We start from the raw sequence: 15,173 nt of genomic DNA, 5'->3' as shown, positions 1-15,173 counted from the left end.
CAATGTAAACCCAGGCAACGGCCAGCGCCAAGGCCAACCTCCTTGGCTCTCACGCGGCCACGTTGCACTCCCGGCGCAGCAGCGCCAGGGCATCGTGCATCTGGTAGTCCATGTCGCTGAGCAGCGTGGCCTGCGATTCCTGCACGAAGCTGTTCCACAGGTCCCCATAGTCGGCCTGGCGTGCACCGGGTGCATTGGCGCGGATGAAATCCGTGGCCAGCGCGGGCTGCCAGCCGCTCTTGCGCAGCTTGCGCACCAGGCTGGCGGCGGTCTTTTCGGTCAGCACGGTCTTCTTGGGCGTGCCGGTGGCCAGGCACAGGAACAGGGTGAGCAGGCTGGGCTCGTCCTCATTGCCCTGCACGGTCTTCGTCCAGGTCTTGCTGGCGGGCTGGGGCGCATCGCCCTCCTCGTCCAGGTCGGCCAGGTTGCGGTGGTAGTCATCCACCTCGGCCAGCGGGTCGTCGAGCAGAAAGTAGCGCGCGCGAAAACCGCTGGTGGGCCGCAGCAGGTTGCGCAGCGGCGTGGCGGCGTCGAGCAGCTTGGGCAGGTCGGCCAGCACGCTGGCGCGCTGGGCCTCCACCACCTCCTTCAGGTCCGCCGGCAGGCCCGGCGGCAGCGACAGCCTGACCTGGTCGGCCGTGGTCTTCTTCTTGCGGTGGGCCGTGGCGATCTTCTCGAACACCACGGCGTTCGGCCAGTCGCCCACCTTGGGGGCCAGGGCCTGCAGCAGCAGGCCGGCGCGGACCACGGCCTCGGCGTCGGCGCCCGACTCTTCGAGCGCATCGTCGTCCAGGTCGTACTGCTCGGCCATCCACCGGGCGGCGCTTATGGCCGCTGCGATCTGGCTGCGGCGTGCCAGCTCGGCACGGTAGTCGGCATGGCTGCGCAAGGACCACACGGCCAGCAGCGGCGTTTCGGCATCGGCATAGCCGCCCATGCCGAAGTTGCTGCTCTCGGGCATGGCGATCAGGCGCTTGAGCATGTCCGAGCCGCCCTTGGAGCGCGACAGGAAGGAGTTGTCGCGCAGCGATACCGCCGCCTTCTGCAGGTCGCCATCCGTGGTGTCCAGGAGGAACAGGCTGATCATGTTGACCATGCGGTCGCGGGCCTTCTCCAGCTCGGGCCTGAGGAACTCGCTGCCGAAGTAGCGCGCGATCTGCACCATGCCCTTGGGAGCGTCGGTGTTCATCGCCGCCAACTTCGCCGCGTCGATGATGCCGTGCGCCACGCCGTGGGCCAGGGCCTTTTCAAAGAACGGGCGCGCGTCGTGCAGTTGCAGTGCGTTGGCGGCTGCAGGCGGATCGGTGGCAGGAGATGTATCGTGCGCGGTCATGGTCGCTTAAATCGCCGATTCCTCGTCGGATGCGCGCGCAGCGGGGGTCGCCTTGCCGCGGTCGGTCTCGCTGGTTTCGAACTTGCCGTCGTCCTCTTCGGCCGCCTCGTCGCCCTCGTCCAGGCCCAGGTCGAACGCGCGGGCCTTGGCGCGCAGCACCAGCAGGGTTTCGATGAACAGGTCGCGGCATTCGTAGCGCAGCAGCCAGGCCATCTGCATCCAGTCGCGGTCGGCCACTTCGTCCTGGTCGATGCGCGGCTGCACATAGCCCGAGGCCAGCAGTTCGTCGTCGGTCAGCGTGGGGCCATAGTCTTCCACCGCGTCGAAGGTGCCGGTGCGGGCAAAGGCCTCGATGCGGCTCCACTTTTCGGCGAAGTAGTTGGCCAGGGCCTCACTGCCGCCCTCGAGGTCGCCAATGGCGGTGAGGAAGGCCACCGGATCGGCATCATCGCGGAACACCACGGCGTTGACCATGTTGCGCAGGTGCGTGTGGGTGAGGTCCTTGTACTGCTTTTCGAGCACCATGGCACGCGCAAACTGCTCGGGCGTGACCAGCAGGTTGACCACCGAGGCCTTGGAATCGTCGTACTCGCGCATCACGGCCAGAATGTCCTTGGGCGCGAGCTGGTCGAGCACCACCATCAGGGCGTTGTCGCCATCGGTGTCGGCCAGCTCGGCCAGGGCCGATTCGGCGCCCACGATGTCGCCTGCGGCGATGAGGCTGGTGGTCTTGGTGATCAGGGCCAGGTGGCTATTGCTCATGGCGGTTTTCCTTTAATTTGTCCGTTGCGCCATGCGGTACCCGCAGGCCTTTGAAACTGGCGCTCCAAAGGCCAGGGCCGCCGCGCAAGGGCCGCCCCGCCGCGCTGGCGGCGTCCCCCTTGGGGGGAAGGCGCGAAGCGACTCAGGGGGGGCTTCATGCTTTTCGGTCAAAGCCTACGTCAGACAGCCAGTTGTCGCTGGCCTCGTCGCGGGAGCGCGCGTTGTGCGGGTCGGCGGCGTCGTCGGCGCTCAGGTTGTCGTAGCCGTCGTCGTGCTCGGCGGCATCTTCATCGTCGCCCTCTTCCTCGGAGTCGGCATGCTGGGCTGCGGGCGCCAGGCGCGAATGCAGCTGCAGGTATTCGAGCCCTGCGGCCACCGCCATGAAGCGCTCGCCACCGGGTTCGGCCAATACCGTCTTGGCCAGGCTGGCGGCCCAGGGTTCGAGCAGCACGGCGCCATCGGCCAGGGTGCCCCAGGCCGGCAAGTCGTCAGCGCCCCGGCCGATCAGGCTCTCCAGCGCGGCAGGCCGCGCAAAGCGAAAGCCCTGGTGGAAGACCACGGCCACCATCTCGGGCGCCAGCTCCATCATCTGCACGAGAAAGGCGATTTCGCCGCGCTTTTGCGTGAGCCGCTTGCGCAGCACGTCCTTGCCTTCGGAATCCTGGGTCAGGTCATCGAGCTCGGCCTGGTAGGCCGAACGCAGGTCATAGAAATAAGGGGAGAGTTTCACGAAGGAAGAATGCCTTGGGTATAGGTGTGCCAGATTTCCTGGGCGGTCTGCAGCGGGTCGTCCAGCAGGTTGCGGCGGCGGTTGTCGTCGTAGGCCTGGCGGGCCTCGTCGTCGGACAGCACGTCGTAGGCCTTCTGCACGGCCTGGAAGCGCTGCGCAGCGTCGGGCGCAGGGTTGCGGTCCGGGTGGTAGAAGGCCGCCTTCTGGCGGTAGGCCTTCTTGATGTCGGCGAGCGAAGCGTTGGCCGCCAGCCCGAGGGCAGCGTAGTGGTCTGCGGTCATGGATTGGAAGGGTTGCGGCGGCAAGAAGCTGGCCCCGCAGCCACCCGTCTTTTAACCACCCAGGCTCACGTAAACGTTCTGCACGTCGTCGTTGGAGTCGATAGCCGCCAGAAAGGTTTCCACTTCCTCCAGCTGTTCTGCCGTCAGGTTTGCGGGGTTCACCGGGTTCTTGGGCTTGTAGCCGAGCTTGGCCGACAGCACCGTGAAACCCTGGGCCGGCAGCGCACGGCTCACCAGGTCCAGGTCGGTCGGGTCGGTCCAGAAGGTGGTGGTGCCTTCTTCGTCACCGGCTTCAAAGTCCTGCGCGCCGGCCTCGATGGCGGCCAGTTCGGGGTCGGCATCGCCATTGGCGGGCTCGGCTTCGATCATGCCCACGTGGTTGAAGTCCCAGGACACCGAGCCGGAGGTGCCCAGCTGGCCCTTGCGGAACAGCACGCGCATCTCGGGGGCGGTGCGGTTGACGTTGTCGGTCAGGCACTCGACCATCACCGCCACCTGGTGGGGCGCAAAGCCCTCATAGATCACGTGTTCGTAGTTGACCGCGTCGGCCCCCGTGCCCGAGCCCTTCTTGATGGCGCGCTCCAGCGTTTCCTTGGGCATGGAGACCTTGCGGGCCTGCTCTACCACGAGGCGCAGGCGTGCATTGCCGGCCGGGTCGGCACCGCCGCGCGCAGCGACCATGATTTCCTTGACCAGCTTGCCAAACAGCTTGCCCTTGGCATCAGCGACCTGTGCCTTGCCTTTTGCTTTCCACTGCGCGCCCATGTTGGACCTCTTCCTCGGTGAGTTTTGATTGGTCGGGCACTCCACAGCGCCCTGTCAGGCCAGGAATCCGGGCTTGAAAGCGTTGCAAAAACGCTGCAGCCCCGTCTCTGGCCGAACCCTATAGAGTACCACTGTCGCCAAGGTCCGGTGCCGTCAGGGGCCAGGAACGGCAATCTGCACGGGCGCCTCGTCCACGCCATGCCGCCAGATGAAGGGCGCCTCGCACAGCCGGGAAGGCATCTGCCCGTCAGGCATCAGGATCAGGTAGTCGCCGCCGCCATTGCGGGCGATGGCAATCGCCTGGGGCGGAAACCCCGTCCACTCCCGCGCAGAGGCTGTTTCACCGGGGATGTTTGTAGCGGAGCGGGTGATGCGCTTGCGGTCCGTGGTGTCCAGCACCGAAAACAGCTCCCAGTACTCCCCTTCAGCCTCCAGGTTGCCGCCATTGGCCTGCAGCAGCCGCGCGCGCAACCAGCCAGGCAAGGCCACACCCAGGCGGGCCTCAGCGGCGGCGATGAAGGGTTCGGTGGTGGGGAGTGCCATGACCATGACGCTACCAGATCGTGCGTCCAGACGGAACCCGTGCAAATCGCCAACGCAGCCGCGGCCAACGGCCTCTTGCCCACGGTAACCTTGGAACCTGTTCACGATCTCCTGGGGACTGCATGCTCAATGCCCTGTGGCTGGGTTTTTTCGTCGTTGGCGCCATGGCCGCCCTGGCCCAGTGGCTGGTGGGCGGCAATGCCCAGATCTTCGGCGCCATGGTCGAGGCGCTGTTCGCCATGGCCAAGCTCTCGGTCGAGGTGATGGTGCTGCTGTTCGGCACGCTCACGCTGTGGCTGGGCTTTTTGCGCATTGCAGAAAAGGCCGGCATCGTCGACGCCCTCGCCCGCTGGCTGGCGCCGCTGTTCGCCAAGCTGATGCCCGAGGTGCCGCGCGGCCACCCGTCGCTGGGGCTGATCACGCTGAACTTTGCCGCCAACGCCCTGGGGCTGGACAACGCGGCCACGCCCATGGGCCTGAAAGCCATGCGCTCGCTGCAGGAGCTCAACCCCCGGCCCGACACCGCCACCAACGCGCAGATTCTGTTCCTGGTGCTCAATGCGTCGTCGCTCACCTTGCTGCCGGTGACCATCTTCATGTACCGCATGCAGCAGGGCGCGCCCGACCCAACCCTGGTGTTTCTGCCCATCCTGCTGGCCACATCGGCCTCCACGCTGGTCGGGCTCGTGACCGTGGCCATCGTGCAGCGGCTGCCGCTGTGGCACCCGGTGGTACTGGCCTACCTGCTGCCCGTGGCGCTGGTGCTGGGCGGCTTCATGGCCTTGCTGACCACGCTGAGCGCGGCGGCGCTGGCCAGCCTGTCGTCGCTGCTGGGCAACCTCACGCTGTTTTCGCTGGTGGTGATGTTCGTGGTGCTGGGCGCCTGGCGCAAGGTGGCCGTGTACGAGGCCTTCATCGAGGGCGCGCGCGAGGGCTTCGACGTGGCCAAGGGCCTGCTGCCCTACCTGGTGGCCATGCTCTGCGCGGTGGGCGTGTTCCGCGCCTCGGGCGCGCTGGGCTATGTGCTCGACGCGATCCGCTGGTGCGTGGAGGCGGTCGGCGCCGACACGCGCTTCGTGGACGCCCTGCCCACCGCCCTGGTCAAGCCCTTCTCGGGCAGCGCCGCGCGCGCCATGCTGATCGAGACCATGCAGACCCAGGGCGTGGACAGCTTTGCCGCCCGCGCTGCCGCCACCATCCAGGGCAGCACCGAGACCACCTTCTATGTGCTGGCGGTGTACTTTGGCGCGGTGGGCATACAGCGTGCACGGCATGCGGTGGCGTGTGCGCTGCTGGCGGAGCTGGCGGGCGTGATCGCTGCGATTGCGGTCTGTTACTGGTTTTTTGGCTAAGCCAGGGCTGCCACGGCCTCCACCCGCCTTTCGCTCCCCGGCGACCGCCCCGACCAGCGCTTGTACGCCCGGCTGAACGCTGCCTCCGACTGGTAGCCCAGGCTGTCGGCCAGCTCGGCCAGACGCACTTGGCCTTCCTGTAGGCGCGACTGGGCCAGCGCCATGCGCCACAGGGTCAGGTACTGCATGACGGGCATGCCCACCGATGCCGCGAAGCGCGCGGCAAACGCCGAGCGCGACATGGCCACGGCGCTGGCCAGCGAGGCCAGCGTCCAGGGCGTGCCGGGCTGCTCGTGCATCAGCACCAGGGCCGGGCCAAGCTGGGCGTCCTGCAGGGCGCCCAGCCAGCCGGTGCGCGCGCCCGGGTCGTTCTGCAGCCAGGTGCGGATGGCCTGCAGCACCAGCACATCGGCCAGGCGCGTGGCCACGGCCTCGCCGCCGGGTTTGAGGTGCTGCACCTCCTCCTGCAACAGCGCCAGGATGGGCGCGAGCCAGTTCGACGGCCCGAGCGCCTGCCCGCTCAGCACGATCTGGCGCGGCAGCGCATGCACCAGGCGGCGCGCCAGCATGTCGTCGAAACGCACGGCGCCGCAGACCAGGGAGACGGGCTCCGTGCCCTCGCCGTGGCGCATGATTTCAAAGCGGCCACCGAGCTGCACGCGCGGCAGGTCGAAGAAGGCATCGGCGTGTGACGTTGCGGTGGACAGCAGGTCGTGCCCCTCGCCGCGCGGCACCAGCGCGAAATCGCCCGCGCGCAGCAGCACGGGCTCGGCGCCCGGCACACGCAGCCAGCATTCGCCGGCCGTGATGGCGTGGAACATCAGGCAGCCCGGAATCGGCGGCAGCGCGATGCCCAGCGGCGGGTGCAGGTAGGAGTAGCAGTAGATCACGCCCGTCATGCGCAACAGGTGCAGGGCCCGGCCCAGCGGGTCGGTGGCGGCAGAGGCGGCTTCAACCTGGATGTCCATGGCACATCCTAAGCCGGCCTGGACGAATAATCAATAAACACCGACCTTTCATCATTGGCATGCCTGCCCCTGGGCGAGACACTGGACGCCTGTTTGTTCAACAACCCCTTGGAGTTCCACATGTCAGACATCGCAGTAATGGGTGCCACCGGCCACACGGGCAGCGTGATTGCCCGCAATCTCCTTGCGCTGGGCCACCGCGTGCGCGCCATGGGCCGCTCGGCCGAGCGGCTCGACGCCTTGCGCCAACAGGGTGCGCAGGTGGTCGTGGGCGACTGTGCCGACCCGGCCTACCTCACCCGCGCCTTCGACGGCGCCGACGCCGTCTACGCCATGATGCCCTTTGACCCCACGGCCCCTGGCTTCATGGAACTGCAGCGCACCCAGGGCCAGGCCATCGTGGCGGCGCTGCAGGCAGCGCGCGTACCGCATGTGGTGGCCCTGAGCAGCCTGGGGGCCGAGCAGCCCACCGGCACCGGCGTGCTGACCAGCCTGCACGAACAGGAGCAGCGCCTGCGCACGCTGCAGCAAAGCCATGTGCTGATGCTTCGCCCGGCGATGTTCTTCGAAGGCCTGTTCAACCTGCTGCCCGGGGTGAAGTACGGCGGCAGCCTGGCGGACGCCTTCGCGCCCGGCCTGGCCATCCCCATGATCGCCACGCGCGACATTGCCGACGCCGCCACCGGGGCGCTCGACCAGCGCGGCTGGACCGGCCACAGCGTGCGCGAGCTGCTGGGCCCCGGGGACCTGAGCCATGAGCAGCTCGCCACCTTCGTGGGCGGGGTGATCGGCCAGCCCGCGCTGGCCTACCAGCAACTGCCCTACGACGCCGCCGCCCAGGGCATGGCCCAGGCCGGCATCGCGCCCGACCTGGCCCAGTTGCTCGCGGAGATGGCACGCGGCATCAACGAAGGGCGCGTGCGCTCGGTGGAAGGTCGCAATGCGCGCAATACCACCGCCACCCCACTCCAGTCGCTGGCCCCGGCGCTCAAGGAAGCGTACGAGGCCCTGCCCTAGAAAGAAAGAGAAGGCTGTCACCCATATACCGCCTTCCCCCCAATGCGACGATGCGCTGGCGCCGCGTATGCAACTGGCGCTACCCGAGCCAGTGCCCCCGTGCAAGGGCCGCCCCGCCGCACCGGAGGCGTCCCCCTTCCCGCATTGCGCAGCAATGCGAGAGAGAGGGGGAAGGCGCGAAGCGACTCAGGGGGTGCTTCATTTCATCAACCCAACGCCGTGTCCAGCACCATCATGATCACAAAGCCCACCATCAGCCCACCGGTCGCCCAGGCCTCGTGGCCCTTGCGGTGCGACTCAGGGATGATCTCGTGGCTGATCACGAACAGCATGGCGCCGGCGGCAAAGCCCAGGCCCCAGGGCAGCAGGCTGGCCGAGTAGCTGACCACGGCAGCACCGATCACCGCGCCGATGGGCTCCACCAGGCCCGAGGCCATGCCCAGCCCCACGGCCAGCCAGCGCTTGTAACCCGCGGCCAGCAGCGCCACGGCCACCACCAGGCCCTCGGGCACGTCCTGGATGGCGATGCCCGTGGCCAGGGCGCCGGCCCGCATGGTGTCGCCGCTCGCATAGCCCACGCCGATGGCCAGGCCCTCGGGCAGGTTGTGCAGGGCAATGGCGAACACGAACAGCCAGGTGCGCCGCAAGGTGCGCGAGGTCTGGCCCTCCACGCCCTTGATGAAATGCTCGTGCGGCAGCAGGCGCTCCATCAGCAGCAGCACCAGCGCACCCAGCAAAATGGCGGCGCCCATGGTGCCGCCCGCCTCCCAAGCCCCTCCCCCGGCCGCGCGCGAGGCATGGATGCCCGGGATGATCAGCGAGAACGAACAGGCCGCGAGCATCACGCCGGCGCCAAAACCGAACAGCGTGTCCTGCGTGCGCTCGGAGATGCGCTGCGACAGCATCACCGGCAAGGTGCCCAAGGCCGTGGCCAGGGCGGCAACGCTGCCGCCCAGCAGGGCCGACAGCACCACCGGCTGGCCGGCAATCCACTGCCAGATCTGCCAGGTGCCGACCACGCCCCCGGTGACCACGATGGCCAGCCCGATCCACTGGCGCCAGTGCAAAGGCTGGCGGGGCGTCTCGGTCAGGCGGTTGGGCAAGGCGGCGTTGTCGGGTGACGGCGAGGGAACGGGCATGGTGTCGGCTCCGGAAGGCATCTGTTCAGGGTGCGAGGCGCAGCAGTGCGGATCGATTCAGCCGCGCGCCAGGGCGTAGCGGCGGGCCACCTCGGCCCAGTCCACTACGTTATAGAACGCCGCGATGTACTCGGGGCGGCGGTTTTGGTACTGCAGGTAGTAGGCGTGTTCCCACACGTCCAGGCCCAGGATGGGGGTGTTGCCCGACAGCAGGCCGGCCATCAGCGGGCTGTCCTGGTTGCCCGAACTCTCCACCACCAGTTGGCCGGCGCTGGTCACCGACAGCCAGGCCCAGCCGCTGCCAAAGCGCGTGAGCGCCGCCTTGGTGAAGGCCTCCTTGAACGCTTCGAAGCCGCCCAGCTCGGTGGCAATGGCCGCCGCCAGTTCGCCCTGCGGCTCGCCGCCGCCGGTGGGGGACATCACGGTCCAGAACAGGCTGTGGTTGGCATGGCCGCCGCCGTTGTTGCGCACGGGGCCCTGCAGGTTCTCGGGCAGTTGCACCAGGCCCGCCACCAGCTCGTCGATCGGCAGGCCGGCATGGGGCGTGCCTTCCAGCGCGGCGTTCAGGTTGTTGATGTAGGTCTGGTGGTGCTTGGTGTGGTGGATCTCCATCGTGCGGGCATCGATATGGGGTTCCAGCGCATCGTAGGCATAGGGCAAGGCGGGCAGCGAATAGGGCATGGGTTCCTTTCAGGGTGGGGAAGAAGAAGAAAAAACTCAGTGGGCCGCGCCTTGCAACACGCCCGAAGCAGCGGCCAGCACGGCGCTGATGTCGGGGTGCGCGCCATGCGCCTGCACATGGCGCAACAAGGCGGCGTGGGTTTCACGGCTGTGGCGCCATGCGGCCTGCTGCAGCGCAGCGCCCCGGCTGCCATCGGCCATCAGGCCCAGCAGCGTGGCGTGTACGCTGCACAGCAGTTGCGTGCATTCCTCCAGTGCGCCCGCCTCGGCCTGCAGGTCGGCCATGTTCAGGTGCGAGACCACCAGGGCGGCAATGCAATCGTCTTCGCGGCCGGCCGGGGGATCCTGGGCGATGCGCAGGGCTATGACCAGAGCCTGCTGCTGGTAAGCCAGCGCCATCACCGGCTGGTCCATGCGCAGGGCGGCATTGGCGCGCTGCAGCGTGCGCTCCCAATGGGCCAGTGTGGCGGGCTCGGGCGCCAGGGCGTCGCGGGCGGTGTTGGCGGTCGAAAGGCTGGCTGCGTGGCGCAGGTCCATGGCAATGCTCCTGGTGGGAGCCTTTTGCGGTGGACGAGGCGTAGCGTACTCAGGCAATTAAATGATACTCATTCTCATTCGCATTGTCTAGTGAGGGGGCTTTGGTGAAGCGCGCCGCGAAAACTTGACCCCTTCCGCTGCGATAAATCTTCCAGCGCTCCGTTTCAGCCCACGTAATGGAATTACGGTGGATGTAGTAGCCTTCGGCGATGAACGACCTACCGGGCCAGATACTCCAATCCTCTGGGGCTCCAGGGAGCCAGGCTGACATCCAGGCCCGACTGGATGGCGCCTGGCAAGGGCTTGTGCTGCGGCTTCGCTATGCCGGCGTCTACATGCCGGTGCAGATCCTTCGTGACCGACCTGTGGCCCGTGGGTACGTGGTGAGCCTCCAGTTCGACCGGGCCTGGTTCAGCAAGGTCTATGCGTCCGATGGGAAGGCCGAGCTGCTGAGGCAGCTCATGGACCCGGTGGTAAGGAAGAAGCGCGCCGATGGGTGCCTGCTGGTCGACGGCAAGGAGTGGGACGAGGGATACCTGCAGCAATGGGAGCAGACCTGGCTGTTGGCACCCACCCCTCAACTGATGCAAAGGGCTCTGAGCGGCATGGAGAGCTGGCTGAGGGCGAGATACACCGGCAAGCTTCACATGCCTTGAACTCGCGCGAGCCGGTGCTGCTTACTCGCGGGGCAACAGGCCCTTGGCATTGTGGTCTGGAATATCCCAGCGTTGTGCGTGCAGAATGCTCGTCAGTTTGAGCCCGATATGAGGGAGCCAGCCATCGGGGTTGGCCTCCCAGCATGAATTGCAGCACGGGAGCCCGCAGTAGAGTTCGAGCATGCGCCCATGGCGGTGACCCGTTTCAAAGCGGAAGTCTTCGCCGCAAATCGTGCACTTAAAAACCTTCGGTATGGCCATCACTGTCACCCCCTAATTCGTGGCCTGGCTAGAAGAGTCCAGCCGGTTCTGCCTGTCGGTCCCAACTGTATATGACCAGCTCGCCTCGCTCAACCCGGTTGGCGCCGCCGCCCACGGTGTAGTCGATGCGCAGCTCCTCCATCTCGTAGGCGGCGAAGCACTGGCGGATGGCTGGGTGGTCATTGATGCTGATCACGGCCTTGCCTTTGATTGCTTTGAGCTTGGCGGCCATCAGTTCGTACTGGGCCCAAGGGAACGGCACGCCATAGCCCTCGGTTTCCCAGTACGGGGGGTCGAGGTAAAACAGGGTGTGGGGGCGGTCGTAGCGGTCGACGCAGGCGGCCCAGTCGAGCTGCTCGATGTAGACGCCGTTGGCCAGGCGCAGGTGGGCGGCGCTGAGGTTCTCTTCGATGCGCAGCAGGTTGATGCTGGGGGCCGTGGTGGCGGTGCCCCAGGTCTGGCCGGAGACGCGGCCGCCGAAGCTCTCCTGCTGGAGGTAGAAGAACCTGGCCGCGCGCTGGACGTCGGTGAGGGTCTCGGGGCGGGTCTCCTGCATCCATTTGAAGATCTGGCGGCTGGAGAGGGCCCATTTGAACTGGCGGACGAACTCCTCCAGGTGGTGGGTGACGACGCGGTAGAGGTTGACCAGGTCGCCGTTGACGTCGTTGAGCACCTCGACCTCGGCAGGGTGCCGGGTGAAGAACACGGCCGCGCCACCGGCGAAGACCTCGACGTAGCAGCTATGGGCGGGGAAGCGGCTGAGCAGCAGCTCGGCCAGGCGGCGTTTGCCGCCGATCCAGGGAATGATGGGACTGGGGGCCATGAGAGGGTCCGTTTGGCGCTCTGTGGCGCTCGGATGGGGGGCTCATGGCCCTCAGGGTGTTGACGGCCCCGCAGCGGGGGCATTTGATGATGAGGACGGTGTATTCGCCCTCGCCGAGCTTCTTGCGGCAGGCGCCGCACCTTATTTCAGTCATTGCAAGCCAGTTTCTACGGTTGAAACGTCCGGTAGACTCGCCGCACTCTGATCAGGGTGGCGGGCCTTGCCGGGCTTGCAGGGTATCTCTGCAGGTTGGGGGCTCGGGCTGGTGTTAGCGCACCAGCACGGGTCGCCCGTCTTTTTTCAGTAGGGGATGTCCTCCCCTGCGGCCGCCAGCCATTGCAACGAGCTGCGGTAGCGGTCTTCTGCGGCTGCTGACTCGTGCAGGGTGCAGGGGTCCACGCGCCAGCCTTCGCGCTGGCCGCCCGCCTCGGCGCACAGCTCGGAGCATGTGCTGCGGGATGCCTTCTGGGGGATCACCCAGGCCACGAACCCCAGGATCAGCTGCCAGTCGTAGAGCGAGCCTTCCAGGCGCTTGACGTGCTCGGCGGCCGCGAGCGGGTCGCGGTGGTAGCGAACGACATCCCAGTGGGCCGGATCGAGCGCGATGCGCTTGAAGCGCACGCCGCCCTTGCGGCCGGCCCGGCGTGGAGAGTGTGCCGGCAGGCGCTCGGCGGCCACGCTGCTGGCGCACCACAGGGCTCCCGAGGCGTCGGGCTGGCAGGTGCCGTCGGGCATGAGGTGGTCTACCCCGTCCCCGGGCTCGAACACCACTTCGTTGTGGCTGTAGATGCCGGCGAGGCGCCAGCGGATGATGCGGTTGGCGATGCCCTGCAGGCCGGGCCTGGTGGACTTGTACGAAGCGAGCAGCATCACGCGCCTCCCACGCCGAGCTGTGAACGCACAGCGGCGACAAAACCCGCCCAGGTGGCCATCACAGCGGCCAGGCCGGCTGGGCCCAGGGCAGCGCGGGCTTGTTCCTTGCGCAGCAGACGTTGCGCGCGGATGGTCTCCTGTGCGCCGCGCCAGATGGCGGCCTGCTGCAGTACGTCGTCGGCCGCCACCTGGGCGGTCCAGCCCTTGGCCGCCGCCCAGCTCTGCACCATGCCTGGCACTGGCCCTTCATAGGCGGCATCGGCAAAGGCCTTCGCCTGGCGCTCGGCCATCTCGTACTCGGCCTGGCGCAGGCCGATGGCAGAGCCATAGATCGCGTCGACGTCGGCATCGATGCGCGCAATGGCCACCGCGATCTCTGCCGGCCAGTCGTCGTAGGTCCAGGTGCTGTGAGGGTCGCCGTAGAGCAGGTCACCGCTGACCCACCCCCGGCGCTCTGGACTGTAGGTGCAGGCCCCGGTGCCCTGCGCCATCACCTCGCCTTGATCATTCTTGAGGGTCCACATAGATCGCACCTCAACCGTTGATGCCGTTGAGCACTGCGTTATTGCCCAGCGTCATGCCCTTGGTCCCTGGCGGGGTCGAGGCACGACGGTCGAAGGCAGGCGAGGTCAGTGTCTGATTCATGGTCAGCTTGCCTGCAGTGGCTACCTTGACCTGCTGGCCCAGCGCTACGGCATTCTGGGCTACACCCAAGACAGAGGCGCCTCCTGGGAATGCAAGGTGGTGATACTGGCCCACAGTGGAGGACACACACCAGGTTGAGAGAATCAGACCCGAGGCCAGCGGCTCTAGCCAGTAGGACGAAATCGCGTTGCTACCCAGGTTGAAAATCACCAGTGATCCGGGTTCGATCACCAGGTTCGCCTGCAGCGAGTACATGGTCATGGAGGAGCTTGGAGTACCAGGGATGAAGCTGGTAGTTGCCACAACAGGTCCATTCCCAGGACGGTCAATGATGCGCGTGCCGGATGAAAAACCCTGAGTGCTCACGCGCAGCAATTGGCCAGCGTTGTTGTACTCCCGAAGGTAGTAGGCGGTGGCACCGACTGCACCGATCCCGCAGAGATAGAAGCCGCCGCCGTACTTCGCCGTCAGCTGAATGTTGTCCTGATTCGTGGCGATACCTGTGCCGGTGCTCACCGTAAGCAGCAGGGTCAGAGTGGAGTCATAGACCTTGAAGCCTTGTGCAGTAGCGGAAGAAATATCAGTCGAGACGATGTTGCCGTTGGCAAGCTCGATCAGTTTGCCCTCCATGGCCCCAGCGTAGTAGGTAGTGCCGGCCCCGTCGTAGGCATCCGCACCACTGCTGATACCCACTACCGCGCCCTGCAGCACGCCCGCTGCGTTGAAGCGGGCCATCCGGTTGCCCTGGGTCGCGGTGGTCTTGGCCCAACGGATGATGAAGCCGCCAGCGGCCAGGGGCAGCACGGTGATGAACTTCGGCGTCTGCGTAGCCTCTGCCTGCGTCTCCACGCCCTGCAGCACACCAGACGCATTGAAGCGCTTGAACACCATGTTGCCGCCGCTGTCGTAGGCCAGCACGACTTCGCCATTCGCCAGGGTTGCAAGGCTCTGGCCTTTCTCGTCTTGCACGGAGGTGCCCACGCTGGTGGAGGCCAAGACCACAGCGCCCGTGGTGTAGTTGACAACCGCGATTCGGAGATCGGTGCTTTCGGTCCAGGTCACCAGCAGGTTGTCTGTGCCTGCCCGAACAACGCGCATCGTGCGGATAGTCGTGCTCGCACTGAGAACTACCGTCTGCCGCGCAACACCGTTGGGGCCGTACAGCGTCAGATTTGCGCCTGTGCTGCTCGTGGTGCCATTGCCGGGGTACACCAAGGCATACCCGCCATCCGGTAGTGCTTGAGCAGTTTTGATGCCCAGCAGGTAGTTTGCGCCACCGTAACCGTAGTTGCTGCCGAGTGCCGCAGTGCCCATAGCCGCCGTGGGTCCTGTTGCCGAATTTTGAGCGCTGACAGGGTATGCCTCCATGACCTTCTGTACCCAGCCACCCATGTCGATCTTGACCAGATCGTTGGCGGCAATGGGGCCCTGTGCAGTGGCGGTGATGGGCTGGTCGACCGCGTCGATGCCTTGTGTGATGTGGCGTCCCATGATCGTCAGTCCTCAAATCCAAATGCAACCGCAGAAACGCCCGAGGCACTCGCCCGGGCAACCAGATACTGACCAGGCCCGACCACTATGGCCGAGCGCTCCAGCACGCCAGATGGCGGCAAGAACACGTCGAACTCGATCCACTCGGCCGATGTGGGGGCGGCGGCCGCCGCGAGCGCCACACGCACCGCGACACCCACCGCGTTGCGGTTGCACAGGCTCAAGGTGACCGTGCCGGCGACGGCGGCCGGGTTATAGACGGTGGTGTTGACGTTGGCGGCCAGGTCGGCCGCGCCCAGTTTTCCGATTGCCATAG

Annotated in this window: 19 protein-coding genes; 3 read left to right on the top strand and 16 right to left on the bottom strand. The window is 66.6% G+C overall.

Features of this window, described 5'->3' with window-relative positions; genetic code table 11:
• Nucleotides 1–49: 49 nt before the first annotated feature.
• The 6 genes from U5N23_RS07910 to U5N23_RS07885 form a co-directional block, all read right to left on the bottom strand.
• Entirely contained in the window at nt 50–1,333 is a 1,284-nt protein-coding gene (locus U5N23_RS07910; protein WP_322592256.1) for a hypothetical protein, read from the bottom strand.
• 6 nt (nt 1,334–1,339) lie between these two features.
• On the bottom strand, nt 1,340–2,095 hold the full coding sequence (locus U5N23_RS07905) for a hypothetical protein (RefSeq protein WP_322592255.1): 756 nt from the start codon (nt 2,093–2,095) through the stop codon (nt 1,340–1,342).
• Nucleotides 2,096–2,249: 154 nt separating this feature from the next.
• A complete protein-coding gene (locus U5N23_RS07900) occupies nt 2,250–2,825 on the bottom strand; it encodes a hypothetical protein (protein ID WP_322592254.1) in 576 nt (191 codons plus the stop codon).
• Nucleotides 2,822–3,106 carry a DnaJ domain-containing protein gene (locus U5N23_RS07895; protein ID WP_322592253.1) on the bottom strand — a complete coding sequence of 95 codons (285 nt, stop codon included), beginning with the start codon at nt 3,104–3,106 and terminating at the stop codon, nt 2,822–2,824. The genes U5N23_RS07900 and U5N23_RS07895 overlap by 4 nt, the downstream gene beginning before the upstream one ends.
• Before the next feature lie 51 nt (nt 3,107–3,157).
• Nucleotides 3,158–3,871: a YebC/PmpR family DNA-binding transcriptional regulator gene (locus U5N23_RS07890; RefSeq protein WP_322592252.1), complete on the bottom strand. Its 714-nt coding sequence runs from the start codon at nt 3,869–3,871 to the stop codon at nt 3,158–3,160.
• 153 nt (nt 3,872–4,024) lie between these two features.
• Nucleotides 4,025–4,414, bottom strand: coding sequence for an SMI1/KNR4 family protein (locus U5N23_RS07885; RefSeq protein ID WP_322592251.1), 390 nt, complete (start codon nt 4,412–4,414; stop codon nt 4,025–4,027).
• A gap of 122 nt (nt 4,415–4,536) precedes the next feature.
• On the opposite strand from U5N23_RS07885, the gene U5N23_RS07880 reads away from it, so the two are divergent.
• The gene (locus tag U5N23_RS07880; protein ID WP_322592250.1) at nt 4,537–5,766 is read left to right on the top strand and encodes a nucleoside recognition domain-containing protein; all 1,230 of its coding nucleotides are present in this window, start codon (nt 4,537–4,539) and stop codon (nt 5,764–5,766) included.
• Here the strand turns inward: U5N23_RS07880 and U5N23_RS07875 are convergent.
• The gene (locus tag U5N23_RS07875) at nt 5,763–6,734 is read right to left on the bottom strand and encodes an AraC family transcriptional regulator (RefSeq protein ID WP_322592249.1); all 972 of its coding nucleotides are present in this window, start codon (nt 6,732–6,734) and stop codon (nt 5,763–5,765) included. The genes U5N23_RS07880 and U5N23_RS07875 overlap by 4 nt on opposite strands.
• Nucleotides 6,735–6,854: 120 nt before the next feature.
• On the opposite strand from U5N23_RS07875, the gene U5N23_RS07870 reads away from it, so the two are divergent.
• The gene (locus tag U5N23_RS07870; protein WP_322592248.1) at nt 6,855–7,751 is read left to right on the top strand and encodes an NAD(P)H-binding protein; all 897 of its coding nucleotides are present in this window, start codon (nt 6,855–6,857) and stop codon (nt 7,749–7,751) included.
• Nucleotides 7,752–7,957: 206 nt separating this feature from the next.
• Here U5N23_RS07870 and U5N23_RS07865 read toward each other — a convergent pair whose 3' ends face one another.
• Genes U5N23_RS07865 through U5N23_RS07855 form a run of 3 tightly spaced genes read right to left on the bottom strand, consistent with a single transcriptional unit; the run spans nt 7,958 to nt 10,108 of the window.
• A complete protein-coding gene (locus U5N23_RS07865; RefSeq protein WP_322592247.1) occupies nt 7,958–8,890 on the bottom strand; it encodes a ZIP family metal transporter in 933 nt (310 codons plus the stop codon).
• Nucleotides 8,891–8,947: 57 nt separating this feature from the next.
• Entirely contained in the window at nt 8,948–9,571 is a 624-nt protein-coding gene (locus U5N23_RS07860; protein WP_322592246.1) for a superoxide dismutase, read from the bottom strand.
• A 36-nt stretch (nt 9,572–9,607) separates the two neighbouring features.
• Nucleotides 9,608–10,108, bottom strand: a complete 501-nt coding sequence (locus U5N23_RS07855) for a hypothetical protein (RefSeq protein ID WP_322592245.1) — start codon at nt 10,106–10,108, stop codon at nt 9,608–9,610.
• A 209-nt stretch (nt 10,109–10,317) separates the two neighbouring features.
• Between U5N23_RS07855 and U5N23_RS07850 the strand changes: the two genes are divergently transcribed.
• Nucleotides 10,318–10,764 (top strand): hypothetical protein, encoded by a 447-nt coding sequence (locus tag U5N23_RS07850; RefSeq protein ID WP_322592244.1) that lies wholly within the window; start codon nt 10,318–10,320, stop codon nt 10,762–10,764.
• 289 nt (nt 10,765–11,053) lie between these two features.
• Here U5N23_RS07850 and U5N23_RS07845 read toward each other — a convergent pair whose 3' ends face one another.
• From U5N23_RS07845 to U5N23_RS07820, 6 genes are all read right to left on the bottom strand, one after another.
• Complete coding sequence (locus U5N23_RS07845; protein ID WP_322592243.1) at nt 11,054–11,848, bottom strand: DNA adenine methylase; 795 nt, start codon at nt 11,846–11,848, stop codon at nt 11,054–11,056.
• Nucleotides 11,766–12,002, bottom strand: coding sequence for a Com family DNA-binding transcriptional regulator (locus U5N23_RS07840; protein WP_322592242.1), 237 nt, complete (start codon nt 12,000–12,002; stop codon nt 11,766–11,768). Before U5N23_RS07840 ends, U5N23_RS07845 begins: the two co-directional genes overlap by 83 nt.
• 146 nt (nt 12,003–12,148) lie before the next feature.
• Nucleotides 12,149–12,718 carry a hypothetical protein gene (locus U5N23_RS07835; RefSeq protein WP_322592241.1) on the bottom strand — a complete coding sequence of 190 codons (570 nt, stop codon included), beginning with the start codon at nt 12,716–12,718 and terminating at the stop codon, nt 12,149–12,151.
• On the bottom strand, nt 12,718–13,245 hold the full coding sequence (locus tag U5N23_RS07830) for a hypothetical protein (RefSeq protein WP_322592240.1): 528 nt from the start codon (nt 13,243–13,245) through the stop codon (nt 12,718–12,720). Before U5N23_RS07830 ends, U5N23_RS07835 begins: the two co-directional genes overlap by 1 nt.
• Nucleotides 13,246–13,255: 10 nt before the next feature.
• Complete coding sequence (locus U5N23_RS07825; protein ID WP_322592239.1) at nt 13,256–14,857, bottom strand: hypothetical protein; 1,602 nt, start codon at nt 14,855–14,857, stop codon at nt 13,256–13,258.
• Between the two features lie 5 nt (nt 14,858–14,862).
• Complete coding sequence (locus U5N23_RS07820; RefSeq protein WP_322592238.1) at nt 14,863–15,171, bottom strand: hypothetical protein; 309 nt, start codon at nt 15,169–15,171, stop codon at nt 14,863–14,865.
• Nucleotides 15,172–15,173: the final 2 nt, after the last annotated feature.

The organism is Acidovorax sp. (genome assembly GCF_034519795.1).
Taxonomy (GTDB): domain Bacteria; phylum Pseudomonadota; class Gammaproteobacteria; order Burkholderiales; family Burkholderiaceae_C; genus Acidovorax.
Note: the sequence above shows the minus strand (reverse complement) of the source record. Positions and strands in the feature narration are given on the sequence as shown.

Coding starts and splice junctions, on each gene's coding strand:
- U5N23_RS07910 (WP_322592256.1), bottom strand. CDS start 1,333: ATGACCGCGCACGATACATCTCCTGCCACCGATCCGCCTGCAGCCGCC.
- U5N23_RS07905 (WP_322592255.1), bottom strand. CDS start 2,095: ATGAGCAATAGCCACCTGGCCCTGATCACCAAGACCACCAGCCTCATC.
- U5N23_RS07895 (WP_322592253.1), bottom strand. CDS start 3,106: ATGACCGCAGACCACTACGCTGCCCTCGGGCTGGCGGCCAACGCTTCG.
- U5N23_RS07890 (WP_322592252.1), bottom strand. CDS start 3,871: ATGGGCGCGCAGTGGAAAGCAAAAGGCAAGGCACAGGTCGCTGATGCC.
- U5N23_RS07885 (WP_322592251.1), bottom strand. CDS start 4,414: ATGGCACTCCCCACCACCGAACCCTTCATCGCCGCCGCTGAGGCCCGC.
- U5N23_RS07880 (WP_322592250.1), top strand. CDS start 4,537: ATGCTCAATGCCCTGTGGCTGGGTTTTTTCGTCGTTGGCGCCATGGCC.
- U5N23_RS07875 (WP_322592249.1), bottom strand. CDS start 6,734: ATGGACATCCAGGTTGAAGCCGCCTCTGCCGCCACCGACCCGCTGGGC.
- U5N23_RS07870 (WP_322592248.1), top strand. CDS start 6,855: ATGTCAGACATCGCAGTAATGGGTGCCACCGGCCACACGGGCAGCGTG.
- U5N23_RS07865 (WP_322592247.1), bottom strand. CDS start 8,890: ATGCCCGTTCCCTCGCCGTCACCCGACAACGCCGCCTTGCCCAACCGC.
- U5N23_RS07860 (WP_322592246.1), bottom strand. CDS start 9,571: ATGCCCTATTCGCTGCCCGCCTTGCCCTATGCCTACGATGCGCTGGAA.
- U5N23_RS07855 (WP_322592245.1), bottom strand. CDS start 10,108: ATGGACCTGCGCCACGCAGCCAGCCTTTCGACCGCCAACACCGCCCGC.
- U5N23_RS07850 (WP_322592244.1), top strand. CDS start 10,318: ATGAACGACCTACCGGGCCAGATACTCCAATCCTCTGGGGCTCCAGGG.
- U5N23_RS07845 (WP_322592243.1), bottom strand. CDS start 11,848: ATGGCCCCCAGTCCCATCATTCCCTGGATCGGCGGCAAACGCCGCCTG.
- U5N23_RS07840 (WP_322592242.1), bottom strand. CDS start 12,002: ATGACTGAAATAAGGTGCGGCGCCTGCCGCAAGAAGCTCGGCGAGGGC.
- U5N23_RS07835 (WP_322592241.1), bottom strand. CDS start 12,718: ATGCTGCTCGCTTCGTACAAGTCCACCAGGCCCGGCCTGCAGGGCATC.
- U5N23_RS07830 (WP_322592240.1), bottom strand. CDS start 13,245: ATGTGGACCCTCAAGAATGATCAAGGCGAGGTGATGGCGCAGGGCACC.
- U5N23_RS07825 (WP_322592239.1), bottom strand. CDS start 14,857: ATGGGACGCCACATCACACAAGGCATCGACGCGGTCGACCAGCCCATC.
- U5N23_RS07820 (WP_322592238.1), bottom strand. CDS start 15,171: ATGGCAATCGGAAAACTGGGCGCGGCCGACCTGGCCGCCAACGTCAAC.